General features: G+C 45.1%; 19 protein-coding genes and 1 pseudogene. 19 read left to right on the top strand and 1 reads right to left on the bottom strand.

Going from position 1 to position 21,137, the window contains the following annotated elements; translation table 11 throughout:
* Nucleotides 1-28: 28 nt before the first annotated feature.
* Nucleotides 29-1,183: an MFS transporter gene (locus tag CEF20_RS07245; RefSeq protein WP_100331174.1), complete on the bottom strand. Its 1,155-nt coding sequence runs from the start codon at nucleotides 1,181-1,183 to the stop codon at nucleotides 29-31.
* A gap of 312 nt (nucleotides 1,184-1,495) precedes the next feature.
* On the opposite strand from CEF20_RS07245, the pseudogene CEF20_RS17300 reads away from it, so the two are divergent.
* From CEF20_RS17300 to CEF20_RS07150, 19 genes and pseudogenes are all read left to right on the top strand, one after another.
* A pseudogene (locus tag CEF20_RS17300) lies at nucleotides 1,496-1,621 on the top strand (recombinase family protein); the annotation flags it as partial.
* Between the two features lie 39 nt (nucleotides 1,622-1,660).
* Nucleotides 1,661-1,816: a hypothetical protein gene (locus tag CEF20_RS17050; RefSeq protein WP_232713394.1), complete on the top strand. Its 156-nt coding sequence runs from the start codon at nucleotides 1,661-1,663 to the stop codon at nucleotides 1,814-1,816.
* A gap of 94 nt (nucleotides 1,817-1,910) precedes the next feature.
* On the top strand, nucleotides 1,911-2,222 hold the full coding sequence (locus tag CEF20_RS07230; RefSeq protein WP_100331171.1) for a hypothetical protein: 312 nt from the start codon (nucleotides 1,911-1,913) through the stop codon (nucleotides 2,220-2,222).
* Nucleotides 2,223-2,621: 399 nt separating this feature from the next.
* Nucleotides 2,622-3,611: a Gfo/Idh/MocA family protein gene (locus tag CEF20_RS07225; RefSeq protein ID WP_100331170.1), complete on the top strand. Its 990-nt coding sequence runs from the start codon at nucleotides 2,622-2,624 to the stop codon at nucleotides 3,609-3,611.
* A gap of 61 nt (nucleotides 3,612-3,672) precedes the next feature.
* Complete coding sequence (locus CEF20_RS07220) at nucleotides 3,673-4,707, top strand: LacI family DNA-binding transcriptional regulator (protein WP_100331169.1); 1,035 nt, start codon at nucleotides 3,673-3,675, stop codon at nucleotides 4,705-4,707.
* Nucleotides 4,708-4,888: 181 nt separating this feature from the next.
* Nucleotides 4,889-6,091: a 6-phosphofructokinase gene (locus tag CEF20_RS07215; protein ID WP_100331168.1), complete on the top strand. Its 1,203-nt coding sequence runs from the start codon at nucleotides 4,889-4,891 to the stop codon at nucleotides 6,089-6,091.
* Between the two features lie 101 nt (nucleotides 6,092-6,192).
* Nucleotides 6,193-7,194, top strand: coding sequence for a Gfo/Idh/MocA family oxidoreductase (locus CEF20_RS07210; protein ID WP_100331167.1), 1,002 nt, complete (start codon nucleotides 6,193-6,195; stop codon nucleotides 7,192-7,194).
* A 26-nt stretch (nucleotides 7,195-7,220) separates the two neighbouring features.
* Nucleotides 7,221-9,128 carry a 3D-(3,5/4)-trihydroxycyclohexane-1,2-dione acylhydrolase (decyclizing) gene (gene iolD, locus CEF20_RS07205; protein WP_100331166.1) on the top strand — a complete coding sequence of 636 codons (1,908 nt, stop codon included), beginning with the start codon at nucleotides 7,221-7,223 and terminating at the stop codon, nucleotides 9,126-9,128.
* A 22-nt stretch (nucleotides 9,129-9,150) separates the two neighbouring features.
* Nucleotides 9,151-9,975, top strand: a complete 825-nt coding sequence (gene iolB / locus CEF20_RS07200; RefSeq protein ID WP_100331165.1) for a 5-deoxy-glucuronate isomerase — start codon at nucleotides 9,151-9,153, stop codon at nucleotides 9,973-9,975.
* An 88-nt stretch (nucleotides 9,976-10,063) separates the two neighbouring features.
* Nucleotides 10,064-11,017, top strand: a complete 954-nt coding sequence (gene iolE / locus CEF20_RS07195; RefSeq protein WP_100331164.1) for a myo-inosose-2 dehydratase — start codon at nucleotides 10,064-10,066, stop codon at nucleotides 11,015-11,017.
* Nucleotides 11,018-11,240: 223 nt separating this feature from the next.
* Nucleotides 11,241-12,281: a Gfo/Idh/MocA family oxidoreductase gene (locus CEF20_RS07190; protein WP_100331163.1), complete on the top strand. Its 1,041-nt coding sequence runs from the start codon at nucleotides 11,241-11,243 to the stop codon at nucleotides 12,279-12,281.
* A 21-nt stretch (nucleotides 12,282-12,302) separates the two neighbouring features.
* Nucleotides 12,303-13,787: a sugar ABC transporter ATP-binding protein gene (locus CEF20_RS07185; RefSeq protein WP_100331162.1), complete on the top strand. Its 1,485-nt coding sequence runs from the start codon at nucleotides 12,303-12,305 to the stop codon at nucleotides 13,785-13,787.
* Between the two features lie 6 nt (nucleotides 13,788-13,793).
* The gene (locus tag CEF20_RS07180; protein ID WP_408607783.1) at nucleotides 13,794-14,819 is read left to right on the top strand and encodes an ABC transporter permease; all 1,026 of its coding nucleotides are present in this window, start codon (nucleotides 13,794-13,796) and stop codon (nucleotides 14,817-14,819) included.
* A 53-nt stretch (nucleotides 14,820-14,872) separates the two neighbouring features.
* On the top strand, nucleotides 14,873-15,853 hold the full coding sequence (locus tag CEF20_RS07175; protein WP_157796214.1) for a sugar ABC transporter substrate-binding protein: 981 nt from the start codon (nucleotides 14,873-14,875) through the stop codon (nucleotides 15,851-15,853).
* A 77-nt stretch (nucleotides 15,854-15,930) separates the two neighbouring features.
* Nucleotides 15,931-16,878: a sugar ABC transporter substrate-binding protein gene (locus CEF20_RS07170; protein ID WP_157796213.1), complete on the top strand. Its 948-nt coding sequence runs from the start codon at nucleotides 15,931-15,933 to the stop codon at nucleotides 16,876-16,878.
* A 106-nt stretch (nucleotides 16,879-16,984) separates the two neighbouring features.
* Nucleotides 16,985-17,998, top strand: coding sequence for an alcohol dehydrogenase catalytic domain-containing protein (locus CEF20_RS07165; RefSeq protein ID WP_100331159.1), 1,014 nt, complete (start codon nucleotides 16,985-16,987; stop codon nucleotides 17,996-17,998).
* 134 nt (nucleotides 17,999-18,132) lie between these two features.
* Nucleotides 18,133-19,158 carry an inositol 2-dehydrogenase gene (gene iolG, locus CEF20_RS07160; RefSeq protein WP_100331158.1) on the top strand — a complete coding sequence of 342 codons (1,026 nt, stop codon included), beginning with the start codon at nucleotides 18,133-18,135 and terminating at the stop codon, nucleotides 19,156-19,158.
* Nucleotides 19,159-19,277: 119 nt separating this feature from the next.
* Nucleotides 19,278-20,135 carry a transketolase gene (locus tag CEF20_RS07155; protein WP_100331157.1) on the top strand — a complete coding sequence of 286 codons (858 nt, stop codon included), beginning with the start codon at nucleotides 19,278-19,280 and terminating at the stop codon, nucleotides 20,133-20,135.
* Nucleotides 20,132-21,097, top strand: coding sequence for a transketolase family protein (locus CEF20_RS07150; protein ID WP_100331156.1), 966 nt, complete (start codon nucleotides 20,132-20,134; stop codon nucleotides 21,095-21,097). The genes CEF20_RS07155 and CEF20_RS07150 overlap by 4 nt, the downstream gene beginning before the upstream one ends.
* The last annotated feature ends 40 nt before the right edge of the window (nucleotides 21,098-21,137 follow it).

Here is a 21,137-nt window from a genome sequence, read left to right as displayed (position 1 = left end):
AGTTAGAGAGGCAGCTTTCTTCTTTAGATTAATAAAATTGTTTTTCTTTCAGGACAGGGGGATCTTTCAACAGACTGCCGCCAGCAGCCATAATCAGTAAAATGCCCGTAAAAAGAAAGCCTTGTACAGGTGTGAGCGCGAATAGTCCGGTGATTCCAGAGCCGACTACAACACCCAATGAAAAAAAGGCATAGAAATAACCGTAGGCTTTACCGCGATGAGCGGGCTCAATTGCGTCCACCAACAAGGAATTGAGCGACGGAAATAACAGAGCGAAGCCAATGCCGTACAAGTTCATGCAAAGGTAGAGCAGGGAGGCGCTGTTTAGCTGGCTAAGCAAAATTAAACTGACGCCCATCGCCGTCATCCCCATTCCTAATGTCCAGGCTGGTTTGACGCGGTCAAATAATCGATTGGTAGGAAGGAGAAAAAACAGAATCGATGTCATACCAAACGTACTCAGCAGCATGCCGCTCGTTTGTGCATCCCAACCAAGAGCGGTAACTTTTAACGGCAGCATATAGGCAAGAACACCTTGAGAAAACATCAGCATAAAGGCTCCGATAAATGATTTGACTACATTTGTCTTTTGAAAGAGCAAGCGGATGGGCAGCGTTTGCTTAGAGACGGCCTGCGGGTGGAGACTTGGTTGCTTTCTTAATAAAAAGAAAGCAATTAAGGCTAACAGCAGCATACAAAAGGCTGTGAAGCTTAAAACGGTCACCTCGCTCGTTCTGCTGGCGACGATGCCGCTGAAAGCGGGGCCGATAACCGCTGCCATTCCGATAAATGCCCCTGAGATCGCCGCGCTTTTTCCTTTGTTTTTGTCTGAGGCCGCATTGGCTAAGTAGGTGAATGCAGCCGGCACAATTAAACCGGCCACTAATCCATGGATAAACCGGACCGCCATCAGTGTATACGCATCTTCTGCCAGACGATATCCGAAAAGCGATAGTCCTGTTAATAAAAGACCCGCCACTACGATCCGAAAAGCGCCTTTCTTATCGGTTAGAAAACCGGATAATACGTTGCCGACCGTATTAGAAAGGGAATAAATGCCAACGATGAGTCCGATCAATAAAGGCTTAGCCCCAAGCGACTTTGCAAAAGGGCTCATAATCGGCAACTGCGTAAACAAATCAAAAAATGAGAAGAACACGATGATAAACACAAAAACTCGCATTAGACATTAGCCTCCATCTAGTTGTCTTGCCTTTATTCTTCTCGTTGTCTCCTAGTTTGTCAACAACAATTCAGTGACAAAAGTTCTTTTGAGCAGCGAGTCTTTCATTCTATGAAGCCTAATGTCAAGCATCCCTTATCTAGAGAGCTTACTTGCACAGCCAATTGCGAAAATGCCGAGCATAGAAGCGTAATTTCTCCATTGAGGAAATATATAGAATAATCTATCTTTTAAGGTTTTTTCATTATTCCTACCTTTTCTTTAAGGAGGAGTATCAGGATTATACGTTTACAACGTTAAGGTAGGAAACCTTTGTATCAATTAGATTGTGTCAGTCGGAGTATAAAACATTTAATTGAGCTTATGGAACACTTTAAAGTAAAGGGAATTCACGTTGTGTCTATTCAAGATAAAATTGACACAGCAACAGCAATGGGATGATTCTTTTTCAGTATGTTGGCCAGCATAGCTGAATGGATGGAAGAAGCGGCTTCTTGCATTGAAGGGTCTTTATTTCAGCAGAATTTTTATCCCGCATGTAAGCTGCCAAAAAAACTCCTTCCAGAGCAGGGCATAGAAGCAGAAGTTTCATTTTCATCCGCGGAGAGGAAGGAACAAGGTCACTTTTTATAGAGAATTGAAAAGCAGCCTCCATTATAGTCAGATGCCATATGTTCGGTTTTAAACTTCATTCAAAGCAGGTATATAATAAGTGAGGTGATAGAGAATGAAACAGGCAAGCTCCATCTCTGAAGTTATCCGTTTTGTCAAAAGCCATCCAAAAGCTCAATTATGGGTCAGCCAATCAGAATCTTACCCGAAAGGTATGCTGATTGGTGATGAAGACAGCACGGCAGGGACGGTTCTTAAAATGAAAATACAAATCCTAGCGCAATCGCCGAACAGCCGCCTCTATTTTCAAGAAGAATATGAAGATGAGGAATGGTACAAAGAAGTCATTGAACAAATCGAGCGGCTGAAAGAATCCTTCCCGGTTAAAAATGTCATGTCAAGCGAACTGCAGGCCAGGCTCCAGTAGCATTTGTCTTCACAATCGGCAACAGCTTGCTTGTCGGCCGGTGAAGGACGGCGGCTTTATCGCGGATATGAGGTGCCGTAAGACGTCCCTTTTAGGAAGCCAAAGTCTACGCGGCACCTGCATGCCCGCTTCGTCTTGGCCTGTGTGATGCAGGCTGCAAAGGACGGGAGCCTTTGTTCCTCTTTTTATCAGAGAGGGGGGAAGAAAGCCCAACCAGATAAGATTAAATACACAAAAAGTACAGATTACATAAGTAAAAATGCTTCCCGTTTGCGGGTGAGCCATTCATTCACCGAAAAATTTTCAGAATATTGCTTTTAAAATCACTTTGATTTGATGTATACTGAAGTAAGCGCTTAACCTTGTGTTGCATAAAAAGATAAAAAGGGAGGCTTACAGATGAATATTCATTGGGGAATTCTCAGTGCGGCAAACATTGCTTATGAGGAAGTGGTGCCGGCGCTGCGCCGGTCTAAACAAGCGATTGTTTCAGCCGTTGCTTCCAAAAGTAAAGAAAAAGCTGAGCGGTTTAACGTGCCAAAGATTTATCGTTCTTATGAAGAACTAATTAACGATCCAGGAATAGAAGCTTTATACATTCCGCTTCCCAACTCTTTACATAAGGAATGGGCGGTAAAAGCCATGAACGCAGGCAAACATGTTTTATTGGAAAAGCCTGCTGTCTTAACAGAAGCAGACATGCTTGAAGTCAAGGCAGTTTCTGAAGCGAACGGCACAGTGTTTATGGAAGCTTTCATGTATCAATTTCACCGCCAGCATAATAAAGTAAAAGAATTGCTGAAATCAGGAATTATAGGCGATTACAGGCATGTGAAAGCTCATTTTTCATGGCAGCTTACCAATCCGGACGATATCCGGCTGAACCGTGAGCTTGGCGGAGGTGCGATGTGGGATGTGGGCTGTTACGGCATGCACGCGGTTACTCAGTTAATCGGGATGAAACCAGTGAAAGTATCTATGTCCGGCAGCCTTCATCCCAACCATCCAATTGATATGACGTCGCATTGCTTCTTAGTCGATGACCAAGGAAGAACCGCTGAAGTGACAGCTTCTATGGAATTGCCGTTTATCGACCGTTTTGAAATTATCGGCCCAAAAGGTTCCATTTTTGTAGATTCAGCATTTCGCCCGGATGTTTCCCTCAATAAGCGCGGTAAAGTCTATGTAAAAGACAGTAAAGGAAATATCATTTTACAAGAGACGTTTGAAGACGACCCGTACCTCAATCAAATAGAGCATTTTCAGGCGTGCATCACGGAAAGAAAAACACCCATCTATCATGTGGACTGCTCACTGGAATTAATACGCTATTTAGAGAAAGCTTATCAATCCATGAATCAAAATTCCATTCCTGTCGAAATAGGATAAGGACTTACAGGGAACGCTTATTCCCTGTGGACCATGGAAAAAGAGAAAGGAAAGAACCAAGATGAAGGTAACCATCTATGACGTAGCCAAAGAGGCGAAAGTATCAATTGCAACGGTCTCGAAAGTGATTAATAACACGGGGCGCATCAGTGAAAGCACCAGGGAAAGAGTGTGTGAGGTAATGGAGCGGCTGAATTATCAGCCGAACATTATTGCCTCTGCGCTAATGGGGAAACAAACGAAAACAATCGGCCTGCTCATTCCCGATCTAGCCAATCCATTTTTTTCTGAGCTGGCCAGAAGCATTGAGGATCGCGGGCATGAGTCAGGCTATGACCTAGTGATTTGCAGCACGGATTATCAGCCTGAAAAAGAAAATAAATACCTTACACTGTTAAAACAAAAAAGAGTGGATGGCTTTATTCTAGCTTCAGGATTTGAAAATTTAGACAAAGTGGAAGAGCTCGTGAAGGAGGAAATACCGGTTGCGGTCGTAGCTCGGGATTTTCCGATGTTTCCCATTAACGCAGTGGCTCTCGATGATTTTCTCGGAGGCTATCAGGCGGCTTCGTATTTGATCAAAAACGGTCACCGAAACATCGCGGTAATCGGACGGGATCTTTGGAGCAACAGAGAGAGAATCAGAGGGTTTAAACAGGCGATGGAAGAAAACGGGCTCAAGCACCGTTCTGATTTTGAGTTTGTCCAAGATATTCACCATGTTGATGCAGCTAAGCGGGTGACGATGAAATACTTAAACAGTGATGACAGGCCCACCGCCATATTTGCTTGCAATGACCTGTTAGCCATAGGAGCGATTCAGGCAGCAAAAGCATGGGGGCTGAAGGTGCCAGATCAGCTCTCGATTATCGGATTCGATAATACCATTATCGCGACCGTGGTTGAGCCTCCTTTAACAACGATCGCCCAGCCCATTCAAAACATGGGGAAAGAAGTAATGGATTTAATGGTTGCAATGATTACAGGCAGGCAAAAAGAGCAAAAGCGTGTGACGTTGCTTCCAGAGCTTGTGGAGCGCCAATCCGTGGTCAAACTTGGGGATCCCCTTCATCTTGACCATTCAGTTCATAAGTAATTTTTTGATATTTGTTGGAAAAATCAAAAAATGCAAATAAAATGTTGATTTTTTAGAAAATTATAAATATAATAAAGGCATCGCATTTATGGTAATAGGCGATGCTTACTTTTTTGGTAAAGCGCTTAACTCGAAGGTAAGAGGCATACAGTCACGTCAATTAGGAGAAAGGAAGCTGCAAATGAAGGGAAATTGTATGATTGTGCAATCCGGAGGTCCCACCGCTGTCATTAACAACTCGATGGTCGGCATCATAGACGCGATCTTACAATCACCATTTTCAGGGAAGATTTATGGGGCTGCCGGAGGTATTCACGGTCTTTTAAATGAATCTTTTATTATATTGAATCATTTATCCATTCAAGATCGCTATCGGCTTCGCTGGACTCCCGGGGCAGCGCTTGGTACATGGAGACATAAGTTAACCGCTGCTGATGTTGAGAGAATTGTCGCTATATTAAGGGAAAACGACGTGCGCTTCTTCTTTTACATCGGCGGAAACGGTTCAATGAATGTGGCAAAAGCGATCGGTGAATATGCGGATGCGGTCGGCTACGAGATAGCAGTCATCGGCGTCCCCAAATCGATTGATAATGATTTGGTCGGCACGGATCACTCGCCAGGTTACGGAAGCGCTGCGAAATTTTTAGCTACGTCCGTGTTGGATATTCAGATGGATATGGCCAGCTATCCCGTCAGCAATCGAATCACCATCATCGAAACAATGGGACGGCATACAGGCTGGCTTGCAGGTGCTTGTTCACTGGCTGAAATTGCCGATAGCAACAGCCAAATGCTCATTTATATACCAGAGGTGCCATTTCAACTGCAAGATTGTCTCGAGAAAGTAAGCAGAGCCTATGAAGAAAAAAGAAATACCGTTTTAATCGTGGCGGAAGGAATCCGCAACTCACAAGGCAAAGTGATCCATGAAGATCATTTAGAATACGACAGCTTAGGAAGATTAAAGCTCGGCGGTGTTTCCTCCTGCTTAAAGGAAGCCATCGAAGAAAGTACGGGCATTGCCACCCGCACCATCAGCTCAAGCATTTGGCAAAGAAGCAGCATCACCCTAGCTTCAAAAACGGATGTGGATGAAGCTTACTCAATAGGCAAGGAAGCTTGGCATCAAGCAGAAGAAGGAAAAACTGGTGTAATGGTTGCTATGAAAAGACAAAGCGAAGAAGGAAAGTATTCAGTTCTTTATCAATCGGTTGAACTTGAAGAAACGGCAGGAAAAGAACGTTTTGTGCCAGCTGAATGGTATGATCCCATACAAAATGCGATGACAAAGCAGTTTAAGGATTACGTCCTCCCGATTATTCAGGGAGAGATGCTCGTTCCAATGGAGGGAGGGCTTCCCCGTTACCAGCGAGTCATGTAATCTTATTATTTTGCCCTTAGAGTAAGCGCTTAACTTTATAGTTAGCAAAAAAGGACTGTCAAAAAGCATGTGATCTGGAAAAGACAAGGAAGGTGGGGGATATGAAAGATAGAATCAGATGCGCAGTGTTTGGAGTGGGAAGGCTGGGATTTGTTCATGCAAGAAATCTTGCCACCCACATTCCCGGGGCGGAGTTAGTGGCGTTGGTGGCTTCCAGAAAAGAAAGCGCTGAAAGGGCTGCACGTGAATTAGGAGTAACAATGTGGACGGACAATCCGCAGGTTGTATTTGAGGATCCTTCGATCGATGCTGTTGTCATTGCTACCCCAACTAAGACACATGCTCCATTACTGATCCAAGCGGCCAAAAGCAAAAAGCATATATTCGTAGATAAACCATTGACAGAAACATCAGAGGAAGCAGAAGCCGTAATGGCAGAAATTAAACAACATGGCGTGTACTGTCAAGTGGGGTTTATGAGAAGGTTTGATCCAGCCTATGTGGAAGCCAAGAGAAGGATTCAAGCAGGAGATATCGGTGAACCTGTTTATTTCAAAGGAATGAGCCGCGATCCCGGTTCGCCGCCTGAGGAGTATATTCAAACGAGTGGCGGAATTTTTCTTGACCTATGCATTCATGAATTTGATATTGCCCGTTTTCTGATGGAGGATGAAGTGCAATCTGTCCAATCTTTTGGCAAGGTGCTCGTCCATCCATTCATGGAAAAGTACAGAGACGTTGATCAATCCATCACCTACCTCAACTTCCGAAGGGGTGCAGCCGCCAATGTAGAAGGAGGGAGAAATTCTACATTCGGCTATGACATTAGGGGAGAAGTAGTAGGGACAGAAGGAGCCATTCAAATTGGCTCCCTTCAGCATCATGATTACATCATTTTGACGAAGCAAAAGAGTTCTTTCGACAACATTCCAAGCTTTCCAATTAAATTTCAAGAAGCCTTTCTGCTTGAATTGCGTCACTTTATCGATTGCATTCGAGAGGACAAAAAGCCGGAAGTTGATGAGAACGACGGAAAAATAGCTCTAGAAATCGCTGAAGCTGCCACGGAATCATTTAAGAAAAATGAAATCATATTTCTTTAATTCACAAGTGAAGAGAGGGGATTCATATGGGAGTAAACGTACAAACAGCAGCTGTGACAACTGAACACACAAAAACCATTCGCCTAACGACTGCGCAAGCACTTTTAAAGTTTTTAGATAACCAATATATCGAATTCGATGGTGAAGAAAGAAAATTCGTCAAAGGGGTATTCGGCATATTTGGCCATGGAAATGTCACTGGCATGGGAGAAGCGCTAGAAAGGCAGCCGGGAGAGCTGACGTATTTGCAAGGCAAGAATGAGCAAGGAATGGTTCATGCAGCGGTTGCTTACGCCAAACAAAAGAACAGGCTGGAGATCTATGCATGCACATCATCGATCGGGCCAGGTGCTTTGAATATGGTAACGGCTGCAGCAACAGCCACTGTGAATAGAATTCCTGTCCTGCTGCTTCCAGGGGATGTATTTGCGAGCCGCCAGCCGGATCCCGTTCTGCAGCAAGTGGAAGATCCGGCTGATTACACGGTCTCTGCGAACGACGCATTCAAACCGGTAAGCAAATACTGGGATCGCATTTCCAGACCTGAACAATTAATGACTGCTGCGATCAATGCTATGCGCGTGTTAACGGATCCCGCTGATACTGGAGCTGTGACATTAGCTTTGCCGCAGGATGTTCAAGCAGAAGCCTACGATTACCCCGAAGAATTTTTTAAAAAGAGAGTACATTATATTGAAAGAAGACTGCCTTCAGAATGCGCGCTTCAAAGAGCAGCAAGCTTAATTGCGAGAAAGAATAAGCCGATCATTATCGCAGGCGGAGGTGTTCATTATTCTTTTGCAACAAAAGAATTAGCCGACTTCGCAGAACAATTTAACATTCCGGTTGGAGAAACGCAAGCTGGAAAAAGCGCGCTTTCCTGGAAGCACAAGATGAATATGGGGAGCATTGGCGCCACCGGCTCGCAGGCAGCGAATAGTTTGGCTAAAGAGGCCGATCTCGTCATTGCGATCGGCACAAGACTGAGTGATTTCTCCACTTCTTCAAAGACGGCATTTTCGAATCGGGACGTTGAATTTCTGAACATTAATGTAAGCGCTTTTGATGCGATGAAATTAGATTCTCATATGCTTGTAGCGGATGCCAAAACGGCGCTTGAACGTTTGACGAAAGAACTGAAGCAGCTGAGCTATCAAAGCCGCCATAAAGCTGAGTCACTACAATGGCTTAAGGATAAATGGAATCAAGAAGTGGATCGCCTCTACTCAGATACGCGCGATACAGGCCTGTCGCAAACGCGGGTGCTGGGAGAAATCAATCAGTTTATTGATGAAAAAGACATCATTGTTTGTGCTGCGGGCAGCATGCCTGGAGACTTGCATCGTCTATGGAGAAGCTCCAAACCGAAAACTTATCATCTGGAATATGGGTTTTCATGCATGGGATATGAAGTAGCAGGCGCTCTCGGCATTAAAATGGCGGAGGAAGAGCGGGAAGTATATGCACTAGTCGGCGATGGAAGCTACTTAATGCTCCATTCAGAGCTCGTCACCAGCTTGCAAGAAAACAAGAAAATCAACATTCTGCTTTTGGATAATAACGGATTTCAGTGCATTCACAACTTACAAGTGGGCCAAGGAAGCGATGGATTCGGAAACGAGTTCCGGTATCGCTCGAAAGCGGATAACCGCTTGTCCGGAGACTATATGCCGATCGACTTTGCAGCAAACGCCAGAAGCATGGGAGCAAAAGCCTATACAGTACGCACTATCGATGAACTGAGAGCAGCGCTTGAAAACGCCAAAAAAGAAACCGTTTCTACGCTTATTGATATCAAAGTGCTACCGGGTACTTGCACGTCCGGATATGAATCATGGTGGCGTTTAGGAGTCGCTGAAATTTCCACTGATAAAAAAGTAGAAAACGCTTATAAAAGGATGAAAGAAAAGGCATCGGAAGCCAGAAAATACTAAATGAAGGAACGGAGGGAACAGCATGTCAAAAATTAAAAATAAGCAAGAACTTCTTGTCCCAGCGAAAGCGAATCCCGAACAGGATGGAAATGTCTTAAGAATCACACCGGAATCAGCAGGATGGGAGTACGTCGGATTTGAAGTATACCAATTGAAAAAAGGCCAGGTTTTCGAAACCGCGACGGGAGATAGAGAAATGGCTGTTGTGCTTCTGTCAGGGCGCGCAAATGCTTCAACAAAATCATCATCTTGGGAGAATATCGGGGAAAGAATGAGTGTGTTTGAAAAAAAGCCAGCCTATACCGTCTACATTCCAAACGATGATGAAGTGAAGGTAGAAGCTCTGACGGATCTTGAAATAGCGGTGTGCACTTCCCCTGGCAAAGGAACATACGAAGCGCGTCTAATCAAACCGGAAGATGTGGATGTAGCCACCCGCGGATTTGGGCGGATTGAGCGAGAAATCCACAGCATTCTGCCGGAGGACAAACCGGCAGACAGCTTGTTTGTCATAGAGGTTTTTACACCGCAGGGAAATTGGTCCAGCTACCCGCCGCATAAGCATGATGAAGACCGTTTCCCACATGAAACTTACCTCGAAGAAACTTATTATCACAAGATTAATCCGGCTGACCGCGGATTTGCCGTCCAGCGTGTGTATACAGAGGACCGTTCATTAGATGAAACCATCGTCGTTAGAGACAATCAGGCCGTGCTTGTTCCAAAAGGGTATCATCCTGTTTCAGCTCCTCCAGGATATGACTTATATTATTTAAATGTGATGGCAGGACCGATCAGAAAGTGGAATTTCACTAACGATAAAGACCATGAGTGGCTGCTTAAATGAAAATGGATGGGTTATTAGCTATAGAAGCTGTTTGTTCTATAGCTAATAACCTCCCTTTTAACAAAAAACATATAGAGGAGGAGCTGACTTGTCTGCAAATTTACTGCCTTTTCACTTAGGTATTCATCCGATTAATTGGGTAGGAGAGGATGTATTAGAACATGGGGATTTTTATTCATACGAGCAAGTGATGGAAGATATCTCCTCATTAGGGTTTCAAGGAACAGAGATCAGCAGAAAGTTTCCGAAAGATCCGAAAAAGCTGAAAAGAGAGCTGGACCGCTATCATCTGCAGCTGACCACTCAATGGAAATCCGTCTTCTTTTCCGATCCAAATAGACATTCGAGTGAGCTGCTGGATTATCGCAGGCATGTGGAGTTTTTAAAAGAATTCGGCTGTAAAGTGGTCAGCACAGCAGAGATTGGCGGCTCAATGCTGAATCAGGATCCGAGGCGCGGACAGGATGAGACGGTTGTTCAGCGGCTGGATGAGGATGGCTGGAAATACATGATCGAAGGGCTGAATCAAGCGGGGGAGATCTGCCGTGAAAACGGGATGTATCTTGTTTATCATCATCATGCTGGAACAGTGGTAGAGCAGCCTGAAGAAATTGACCGGCTTCTGGAGATGAGCGACCCTCATTTAGTCTTTTTATTGTACGATACAGGGCATGGCTATTACGGAGGAAACGACCCGGCCCAATTGCTTAGGAGACACTATGAACGAATAAAATACATTCATTTGAAAGATATAAGGCAGCACATATTAGATAGAGCTCGGCAAGAAAAGTACAGCATCAGGCAATGCATCCGAAGCGGACTGTTTACCGTACCGGGAGACGGTGATCTGGACTTTGCTCCTGTATTTAAAATACTGGCCGAAAAAAGATATTCAGGCTGGGCATTAATTGAAGGAGAGCAGGATCCGGTGAAACATAATCCGTGCGAGTATGCGAAAAAGTCTAAACGGTTTATCGAGCGCACTTTTGAACAACTGTCAGATCAAGAAACGGCTAAAACGGCCTATCAAAGCGGACGTTAAAACCCGAGGAAAACAGCGATAATTTTTAGAAAATTAAAAAAATGATATTGCGCTTTATAATGGATTCACTTAAAATATGAATAAATAGGCAGGAAAGCGCTTTACCTAATAGATCTTATGCATGAGCATTCCCTTTCTAGCTGCTCATCCCTATTTAGTTAAGCGCTTTCTTTAGCAAATAATTAGGAAACTGGTGAATGACCACAACAAGGAGGATGGAAAAATGCAAGAAGTGATACGATGCGCCGTATTAGGGTTGGGAAGGCTTGGGTATTGGCATGCCGAAAATCTAGCATTTAACATAAAGGGAGCTGAATTAGTCAGCGTCATTGATCCGCTGGAAGGCCGGGCGGAACAAGTAGCCAGGGAGCTTGGCGTGAGCAAGTGGTCTCAACATCCAAACGATGCATTTAACGACGACCAGGTCGATGCAGTAGTGATTGTTACACCGACAAGTACTCACGCTCAGATGATTCAGCTGGCGGCAGCCCACGGAAAGCAAATTTTCGTTGAAAAGCCGCTTACTCAAGAATTAACGGAAGCAGATGATGTACTAACAGCCATTGAAAAATATAATACTGTGTGTCAGGTCGGCTTTATGAGACGGTTTGACCCGGCTTACGCGGAAGCAAAGAGAAGAATTGAAGCCGGAGATATTGGAAAGCCGCTTTATTTTAAAGGTGTAAGCAGGGACGGCAATGTGCCGCATGAAGACTTTATCAAGCACAGCGGCGGTATTTTTCTCGATATAGCCATTCATGATTATGATATCGCCCGCTATTTAATGAACCAGGAAATAAGCTCAGTCACTTCAAGGGGCAATATTTTGTTGGAATCCAGCCGCTTTATGAAGGCGTATGATGATGTCGATCAGGGGCTGTCCTATTTAACCTTTGACGAGGGGGCTTCCGGTGACGTGGAAACGATGAGAGTTGCTCCATACGGCTATGATATTCGCGGGGAAGTAGTCGGAACGGAAGGGGCAATCCAAATCGGATCGATGAGATGCAATGATGTCCGCCTTCTTTCCAAAAACGGAAGCACCTATGATTTAGTACAGGATTTCCCAACGAGGTTCAAAAATGCATACTTGCTTGAAATGATGCATTTTATCAGCTGTTTGCAAACAGGCGATACTCCAAAATGCACAGCAGCAGATGGAAAGGCTGCTTTGGAAGTCGCAGCCGCCGCCACCCAATCATTCAAAACCGGCGAAACGGTTTTGGTCAGCAGCCGGGGTGCCAAAGAAAAATTACAATTATAAAAAGAGGGGGAGGAAGCCGCTTTGCTTTTAGAAATAAAGGGAGTCAGCAAATCTTTCTCCGGTGTGCAAGTGCTGCATGAGGTTGACCTGGAGGTAAAGAGAGGCGAAGTGCATGTCTTGCTGGGAGAAAACGGTGCTGGAAAATCAACAATTATCAAGATTTTAACCGGGGCTTACAAAAAAGATTCAGGTGAAATCAGATGGGATGGCAAAACATTAAAGGTAGAAAGACCGAAGGATGCGATTGATGCCGGGATTGCCACGATTTATCAAGAGCTGAACTTGATCCCGCAGCTTTCAGTGACGGAGAATATTTTCTTAGGGCATGAAAAGAAAAAAAGCGGACGGTATTCCTTGCTGAACCGGTCTGAAATGGAGAAAGAAGCTCAGTCACTTATGCAGCGGCTTGGGCAAAAGACAGATGTAAATGAGCTAGTAGAGAATCTAGGGGTGGGCCAGCAACAGCTTGTGGAAATTGCTAAAGCGCTTTCCCTTGATGCCCGTCTAATTATTATGGATGAGCCGACTGCTAGTTTAAGTGCGCAAGAAGCCGATCAGCTTCTTGCCACGATAGAAAAGCTAAAGGAAGAAGGAATGACGTTTATCTATATTTCTCATCGGCTTGAGGAAATCAAGCGCATTGGGGATCGGATAACCGTATTAAGAGATGGCACAAAAGTAAAAACGGTTCCTGTGCAAACGACCTCCATTGATGAAATGATTGCTTTGATGGTCGGACGGACATTGCATCATAAATTCCCTAAAGTAAGCTTTCAAAGAGGAAAAGAAGGACTCAAGGTAGAGAAGCTGAAGCTGAGCGTGGAATCGGAGGAAATCAGTTTTAGCGCCTATCAAGGAGAAATTTTGGGCATTTCCGGTCTTGTCGGAGCTGGAAGGACAGAATTGGCAAGAGCCATATTCGGTGCCGACTCCGCGGTTTTCGGAGATGTGTATATATTCGGTGAAAAGAAAATCATCCGTCATCCTCAGGATGCCATTAAAGCAGGATTGGCGCTAATTACCGAGGATCGGAAGAAAGAAGGGCTTTTTCTCGATCAATCATTGATTTTTAACAAAACGATTACCAATTTGAAACAAGTGAAAAACGGGTCGCTCATCAGCCCGAACAGCCAGCGGCAAGTGGCCGAGAAGTATGCGGGGGAACTAAAGTTAAGACCGAATAATATTCATTTAATGGCCCGCCACTTGAGCGGAGGAAACCAGCAAAAAGTAGTCATTGCCAAATGGCTGTTCACGAAAGCAAGAATATTTATCTTCGACGAGCCAACTAGAGGAATTGATGTCGGCGCAAAGGTAGAAGTGTATCACTTAATCAACCAGCTCGTAAAAGAGGGCGCCTGCGTCATTATTATTTCATCAGAATTGCCGGAAATTCTTGGAATGTGTGATCGGATATTAGTCATGCATGAAGGAAGAATAACAGGGGATTTAAAGCGAGATGAAGCCGATCAGGAAACGATAATGAGAGCCGCGACAGGAGGATGATCTACAGTGGAAGAACGTGTGAAACCGAAAGAACACGCCGAACAAACGGAGCTACAAGAGGTTCGGCCGCCGCAAATGAACAAACAGCGGAATAGTAAGAAGTTGATCAATCGATTTGGCCCTTTATTCGGCTTAATTGGGTTATCGGCCGTGCTGGCGGTCCTTTCACCAAGTTTTCTCCAAATGGACAATATGATGAATATCGCCAGGCAGTCCTCTATTAATGCTTTGCTTGCACTGGGCATGCTCTTGCCGATTTTGACGGCGGGAATTGATTTATCGGTCGGTTCTGTATTAGCCTTTTCAATTGTCGTTGCCGGAATCGTCACCGTGAACTGGGGGCTGCCGCCCATTGTCGGATTCTTTGCTTGCCTTATTGTAGGTGCATTGGCGGGATGGCTAAACGGCATCTTATTAACGAAGCTGCGCCTTCCTCATCCGTTCATTTCTACGCTGGGCACGATGAATGTATTCCGAGGACTGGCGCTTATTATTACGGCAGCATCACCAATTTTTGGTTTTCCGTACTTGATGAACTTTGCAGGCCAGGAAAGTATCGGAATCCTTCCGGTAAGCTTTTTACTAGTGATTGCCGCTTATATTGTCTTTCATATCTTTTTAACGCGCACCGCAACTGGAAGATATATCTATGCCATAGGGGGGAATAAGGAAGCAGCCCGGCTATCCGGTATTCCGGTTGATCGAGTGCTTATTATTGTCTATACGCTGAGCGGCTTGATGGCGGCGATCGGCGGGCTCGTGCTTATTGGGCGCACAAACTCAGCCTCGCCCATTGCAGGTCTAATGTATGAGCTGGATGCCATTGCAGCGGTCATTATCGGCGGAGCTAGCTTTCTCGGCGGAGTGGGAACGGTTTGGGGAACGCTGATAGGCGCCATGATTATTGCGGTATTGCGCAACGGTCTCAATCTTCTCGGAACCTCATCTGATCTGCAAACTGTTGTCATAGGGATCGTGATTATTCTAGCGGTTTATGTGGATGTATTGCGCCGCAGAGGAGAGAAGAAATGAGAACCTGCAAATACCGGTATAAGGAGCAGTGAAAACATAGGGGGATGGAAGGGATGAAGACAAGGTTAATCGCCATAGCGGCCGTTTTTCTGGCGATTTCGCTTTTAATCGGCTGCAGCCAGAAACACGCCAACAGCGCTTCTTCTTTTGAAAATAATGCTGGGAGCGGGCAGCCCAGAATAGCGGTCGTATTAAAAGGAATGGATCAGGAGTATTTTAAGCTGGAAGAAAAAGGAGCCGAGCAGGCGTTTAAAGATTTAGACGTAGAGGGAGCTGTTTTGGCCGCTCCAACACAAACAGAATCGGAAAAACTCATTAATATTCTCGAGGACTTGTTAAGCCAGAAGCCGGATGCATTAGTGTTTATGCCCAGCACCGAGGCCGCCGTTCCCCTGCTGGAAAGATATCAGCAGGACAATATTCCCGTTGTTTTAATTGACACGAACTTAGACTGGGATGGAAAAACTGCTTATATTGGAACGGATAATTACACAGCTGGCCAAGAAGCTGGGAAATTTCTGGCTTCAAGATTATCCAAAGGGGATAAGGTTGCTGTTTTAGAGGGCGTATCAGGAACGGAAGTAAGTGAGGAACGCACACGGGGTGTCAAGGATTTATTAAAAGCGGAAGGAATTAAGGTTGCCGCTTCTCAAGCGGCCGATTTCGACCGTGTCAAAGCCGTGACAGTCATGGAGAATATTCTAACGGCTAACCCGGATATTAAAGGGGTATTCGCCGCTAATGATGCCATGGCACTTGGAGCTCTGCAAGCGGCTGATTTCCGCAATACGGAACTTCCGATTATCGGCATAGACGGTACAACCGATGCGCTCAGCTCCATTGCAGAGGGAGGGGTAACTGCGACCGTAGAACAAAGACCGTATGATATGGCTTATAAGGGAGTAGAAAATGCTTTAAAAGCGATCAAGGGAGAAAAAGTGGAAAAGAACATAGCCAGTGACATCGGGATCATCACCGAAGAAACAGCCGCGGACAAATTGCAAGCAGTTAACGATATTCTGGATCAGGAATAGAGGGATAGAAAAGCGTAAATGCGAGCCATTTTGATAAGCCGCAAGCCATCATGAAATGTAGGGGGCGTGTGAAAGTAATGAAGAAATTTGCAATCGCCTTACTTGCTGCAGTCTTTTTTATGGCAGCGTGCACGGCTCATCAGTCTGATGATGCAAGAAAAACGTATACATTCGGTATGGTGCTAATGACATTAACGACGGAATATTGGAAGCTTGAAATGGCTGGCGCCAGGGACGCAGCAAAAAAATTAGGGGTAGAAGTGAAATTCTTAGGGCCGCCGGAGGAAACTCAATATGAACAGCAAGTAAAAATGGTGGAAGACCAGATCACCGCTGGCGCAGATGCCATCATTCTAGCCGCTAGTCAGCCTGATACAATGATCCCTGTATTAAATTATGCGCATCAGCGAGATATTCCCGTTGTTCTTACAGAAGCGGAGGTAGACTTTAATGAGAAAGTGACCTTTGTGGGCACACGCAATTACAATGCAGGAAAACTTGGCGGTGAATTTTTTAAGGATATTGTAAAAAGTGGTGATAAAGTTGCTATTGTGCGCGGACAATCAGGAAGCAAGGTGCATGATGAGCGAACGAAAGGATTTCAGGATGCTTTAAAAGGAAAAAGGATTGAGTTCATTGTTCAAGATGCCCAAAGTGACCGTGTCAAAGCTGTGAATGTCATGGAAAATATCCTTACCGCGAACCCGGATGTCAAAGCCGTTTTTGCTACGTCAGATGAAATGGCTTTGGGCGCTCACAAGGCGCTGAAAAATAAAAAAAAGAATGAGATTCCCTTAATGGGATTTGATGGTACCCCAGATGGCCTTAAGGCTGTCCAAGATGGGAGAATGCTGGCCAATATCGCTCAAAATCCGTATCAAATAGGCTATAAAGCCGTTGAAGCAGCATACAAAGCAAAAAAAGGAGAAACCGTTGAAAAGAGAATTGATTCTGGTGCGGCTGTGATTACAAAAGAAAATGTAGATCAAGAGATAGAAAAAGCGAATAATCGTTTAAATCAGTAAGCTAATCACAGTCCCAAGCCAATTTGCCGTTTTGGATTATCAGAAGAAAAGACGGAAATCACGCAGTTCGGTAGTCAGCGATTGTACTGATAAAGGAGGAATTTATATGCTGGCGGGAGTTATTGAAAAAAAAGGTCATTTGGCTTTACAAGATAGAGAGATTCCTGTGCTGACGGCAGAAGATCAAGTGAAACTTAAAGTGGAAGCAGCCAGTATTTGCGGAACGGATGTCCATATTTTAGCAGACCCTCCCGGACACCCATCGGCTCTTGGAATCATCCAAGGACATGAATTTACAGGAGAAGTCGTAGAGACAGGAAGTGCTGTTCAGCATGTAAGGGCGGGAGACCGGGTTGTGGTGGATCCCACAACCACTTGCGGATTCTGTTATTACTGTCAGATCGGTGAGCAGAATCTATGCGAAGACAGCTCCACTATTGGAATATTTATGAACGGCGGCTGGGCTCCATACAGCGTGATCCCAGCAAAAAATGTTCATAAAATTTCAAAAACCGTCTCCCCAGACGTCGCTGTTTTTGCTGAACCGCTGTCCTGTGTGATCAATGGCGTCAGCAAACTGGATATGCAGCTGGGAAACAGCGTCGTGATCTTAGGGGCTGGACCAATGGGGCAGCTGTTTACGCAGGTCATGAAAGCATCAGGCGTCGGTGTGATCATATGTGTAGATTTGTCGGATTATCGATTGGGCTATTCTCAAGTCTCAGGAGCTACTCATGTTCTCAATCCTAAAAAAGAAAATGTCGCTTCCTTTGTAAAGCGCCTAACAGGGGCGGGAGCGGATATTGTGATCGATTGCGCAGGAGCCTTATTTGACCAGTCGCTCAATCTTGTCCGCAAAGGCGGGCAGGTCTTGTTGGTAGGCATGAATGAGCATGCAAATCCCTCCATTAAACAATATGACATTACCAGAAATGAAATTGCCGTCAAAGGAACATTCATTCAAAAGTGTGATTTCCCGCGCGTAGTCCGAACATTAGAAGCGAATTTGCTGGATCTGAAGGGGCTCATCACTCATCGCCTTCCTCTTTCTAAGGTGCATGAGGGAGTGGAAGCCATGAGAAAAGGAGAAGCGCTTAAAGTCATCTTATATCCAGAATAAGCGGACATTGGAATTATCCGTCCAATACTATTTGAATTATTAAAAAATTCTTTCGAAAAACCGCAAAATGTATTATAATGAACACACAATAAGGAAAGCGCTTAACCCAATAAATAGAAGAGCAGGTGGTGTTCGTGAAAGAAGTGGTCATTGGCCTGATTGGGGCAGGAAGAATCGGTCAGCTTCACGCTGAGAATCTCGCTCATCTTCCAGGGGTAAAAATCAAGACCATCTCCGATCTATTTGCTGAGCATGCAAAAAAATGGGCCAAGAAAATGAGCAGCATACATGTGGTCAGCAATTATGAAGAAATACTGGATGATCCCGAAATAGATGCGGTCTTCGTCTGTTCTCCAACTGATACCCATGTGCCGATCATCCAAAAGGCGGCCTTAAGAGGCAAGCATATCTTTTGTGAAAAGCCGATTAGCTTCTCTACAGAAGAGACTGAAGCGGCCCTTCAAGCGGTAAGTAAAGCAGGCGTAAAGCTCCAGGTTGGCTTTAACCGGCGCTTCGACAAAAATTTCTTGAAAATTCATGAAACTGTTCAAAATGGGGTGATTGGAGAAGCTCATATCGTTAAGATTACTTCAAGAGACCCGGAGCCTCCGCCGGTGGAATACATTAAAAACTCCGGAGGGCTGTTTTTTGATATGGCTATCCATGATTTCGACATAGCCCGTTTTGTAACAGGAAGTGAAGTAACGGAAGTATATGCCTGCGGGGCTAATTTGATTGATCCCGGAATCAAAGCAGCGGGGGACATTGATACGGCGGTTATCACCCTGACCTTTGCAAATGGGGCAATCGGCCTCATTGATAACAGCCGCAAAGCGGTTTACGGGTACGACCAGCGAGTTGAAGTGTTTGGATCGAAAGGCAGTATCACAATAGAAAATGAACGTCCGACAAGCGCTGAAATCAGCGTGGAGGGGGGCGTATATAAAGATAAGGTGAAGGGTTTTTTTCTAGAACGTTACCAAGAGGCTTATGCTTTGGAGAGCCGCTCATTTATTGATGCCATTCGATATAGCCAGCCCGTTGCATGCACTGGGTATGATGGGCTTCAGGCCGAATTAATCGCCAAAGCTGCCCAGCAATCTCTTGCGACTGGCCAGCCGGTAAAAATCGGCCGGCCGGCTGCTGTCCACACACGCTAATAGAACTTTCGGCAAGATTGAGGAATATCTTTATCTTGTCGTTTTTTCACCCTTTAGGTAAAGCGCTTAACCTATTTTAACTGTTCTTGCCGATAAACTTAAAACTGGGAGGATGAAAAATGAGTCAATTGCTTAAAGAAGATAAAATCCATTTTTTAAAGAAGAAATCAGCCGAAACTAGACGGCTGATTGTTGAAACGGTCCATCATGCAGGAGCCGGCCATATTGGCGGTCCGATGTCAGCGGTCGATCTATTGGTCAATCTGTATTTTAATGAGCTGAATATTGACCCTCGCCAGCCGCGACAAGAGGACCGTGACCGTTTCGTCCTGTCAAAAGGACACTCAGCCATTGCCCTGTATGTTGTTTTAGCTTTAAGAGGGTATTTCCCGGTAGAAGAGTTAAATACATTTGATTCGCTCAACTCCCGTTTGCAGGCGCATCCTGATATGAAAGCTCTTCCGGGTCTGGATATGTCCACTGGATCACTCGGACAGGGGATTTCAGCAGCAGTTGGAATGGCGCTTGGCGCGAAACTGCAAAACAAAGCATTTCGCACCTATTGCATGGTGGGAGACGGAGAATCCCAAGAAGGCCAAGTGTGGGAAGCGGCAGATGTGGCTGCGAAATACGGCCTTGATAATTTAGCTGTGATTCTTGATTTCAATAAACTTCAGCAATTTGGCTGGGATGGCGGGAATGGAAAACGGCAAATCCCTATGACTCAACCTGAAAAGAAATGGGAGGCATTTGGATGGCATGTAATCAGCATAGATGGGCATGATGCTTTGCAAATTGCCGAGGCATTGGCCAAGGCGCGGACGGTTAAAGGAAAGCCAACGATAATCATCGCCCATACTGTCAAAGGGAAAGGCGTAGCCTTTATGGAAAACGAGTACTTATGGCACTCCCGCGTTCCGACAGAGGAAGAGCTCCGTGAGGCCATACAAGAAATTGAAATGGAGGGTCAAGGATGAAAGCGATTAAGTCAGCTGACAAAGTGTCCATGAGAGATGTTTTTGGTGAGACACTGCTTCAATTATCACTCGATGATGAGAAAGTGTATGTTCTGGACGGGGATTTAGCCAATTCAACAAAAATCGATAAAGTGGCAACCCGCAACCCTGAAAAATTCTTGCAAATGGGGATCGCTGAACAAAATATGATGAGCGTGGCGGCAGGTCTTGCGACGACAGGGTTACAGCCTTGGGCTGCAACGTTCGCAGCTTTTCTTTCTAAGCGGGCGATTGATCAAATTCAAGTGCAAATTGCCCAGCCGGAGCTAAATGTGAAAATGATCGGCGGATACAGCGGTTTGTTGACCGGGCTTACCGGCAAAACTCATCAAGCGCTTGAGGATCTAGCGATTTTTCGTTCCCTTGCCCATATGGTTGTGCTCGCTCCGGCAGACGGTGTGGAAGTGAAAGAAGTTATGAAGTTTGCCCATCGTTATGAAGGACCGGTGTATATACGGATGGCACGCGATCCGTATCCAGTCATATTTTCTGAAGGTTATCAGTTTGAATTTGGCAAAGCGGTGACGTTAAAAGAAGGAAGCGATGTAGCTATTATCTCAACAGGAACAGAAACAAGCCGCGCCCTTGAAGCCGCTGAACAGCTTGCGCAAGAAGGGATCTTGGCAGCTGTTATTCATATGCCGACTATAAAGCCAATTGATAAAGAAGCGATTATAAGTGCCGCCGAGACATCTGGTGCGATCGTTACAGCGGAGGAACACAGCATATATGGTGGCCTTGGCAGCGCGGTAGCCGAAGTGCTTGTGGAAGAAAAGCCCGCTCCTATGCTGCGCATCGGCGTTAAAGACCGCAATTCCGAATCAGGGCCAAACGAGGAAATGCTGGAAAAGTATGAGATTTCTTCTTCTTATATTGTTCAAGCAGCTAAGAAAGTCGTAAAGAAAAAATGTTGCACAGATTGACTGCCGGAAAGTTTATGTATGCTATTACACTGAGATGGGA

This window comes from Bacillus xiapuensis (genome assembly GCF_002797355.1).
Taxonomy (GTDB): Bacteria; Bacillota; Bacilli; order Bacillales; family Domibacillaceae; genus Bacillus_CE; species Bacillus_CE xiapuensis.
The sequence above is the reverse complement of the archived record's forward strand: the minus strand, read 5'-3'. Positions and strand labels throughout refer to the sequence as shown.

Coding starts and splice junctions, on each gene's coding strand:
- CEF20_RS07245 (WP_100331174.1), bottom strand. CDS start 1,183: ATGCGAGTTTTTGTGTTTATCATCGTGTTCTTCTCATTTTTTGATTTG.
- CEF20_RS17050 (WP_232713394.1), top strand. CDS start 1,661: ATGGAAGAAGCGGCTTCTTGCATTGAAGGGTCTTTATTTCAGCAGAAT.
- CEF20_RS07230 (WP_100331171.1), top strand. CDS start 1,911: ATGAAACAGGCAAGCTCCATCTCTGAAGTTATCCGTTTTGTCAAAAGC.
- CEF20_RS07225 (WP_100331170.1), top strand. CDS start 2,622: ATGAATATTCATTGGGGAATTCTCAGTGCGGCAAACATTGCTTATGAG.
- CEF20_RS07220 (WP_100331169.1), top strand. CDS start 3,673: ATGAAGGTAACCATCTATGACGTAGCCAAAGAGGCGAAAGTATCAATT.
- CEF20_RS07215 (WP_100331168.1), top strand. CDS start 4,889: ATGAAGGGAAATTGTATGATTGTGCAATCCGGAGGTCCCACCGCTGTC.
- CEF20_RS07210 (WP_100331167.1), top strand. CDS start 6,193: ATGAAAGATAGAATCAGATGCGCAGTGTTTGGAGTGGGAAGGCTGGGA.
- iolD (WP_100331166.1), top strand. CDS start 7,221: ATGGGAGTAAACGTACAAACAGCAGCTGTGACAACTGAACACACAAAA.
- iolB (WP_100331165.1), top strand. CDS start 9,151: ATGTCAAAAATTAAAAATAAGCAAGAACTTCTTGTCCCAGCGAAAGCG.
- CEF20_RS07190 (WP_100331163.1), top strand. CDS start 11,241: ATGCAAGAAGTGATACGATGCGCCGTATTAGGGTTGGGAAGGCTTGGG.
- CEF20_RS07175 (WP_157796214.1), top strand. CDS start 14,873: ATGAAGACAAGGTTAATCGCCATAGCGGCCGTTTTTCTGGCGATTTCG.
- CEF20_RS07170 (WP_157796213.1), top strand. CDS start 15,931: ATGAAGAAATTTGCAATCGCCTTACTTGCTGCAGTCTTTTTTATGGCA.
- CEF20_RS07165 (WP_100331159.1), top strand. CDS start 16,985: ATGCTGGCGGGAGTTATTGAAAAAAAAGGTCATTTGGCTTTACAAGAT.
- CEF20_RS07155 (WP_100331157.1), top strand. CDS start 19,278: ATGAGTCAATTGCTTAAAGAAGATAAAATCCATTTTTTAAAGAAGAAA.
- CEF20_RS07150 (WP_100331156.1), top strand. CDS start 20,132: ATGAAAGCGATTAAGTCAGCTGACAAAGTGTCCATGAGAGATGTTTTT.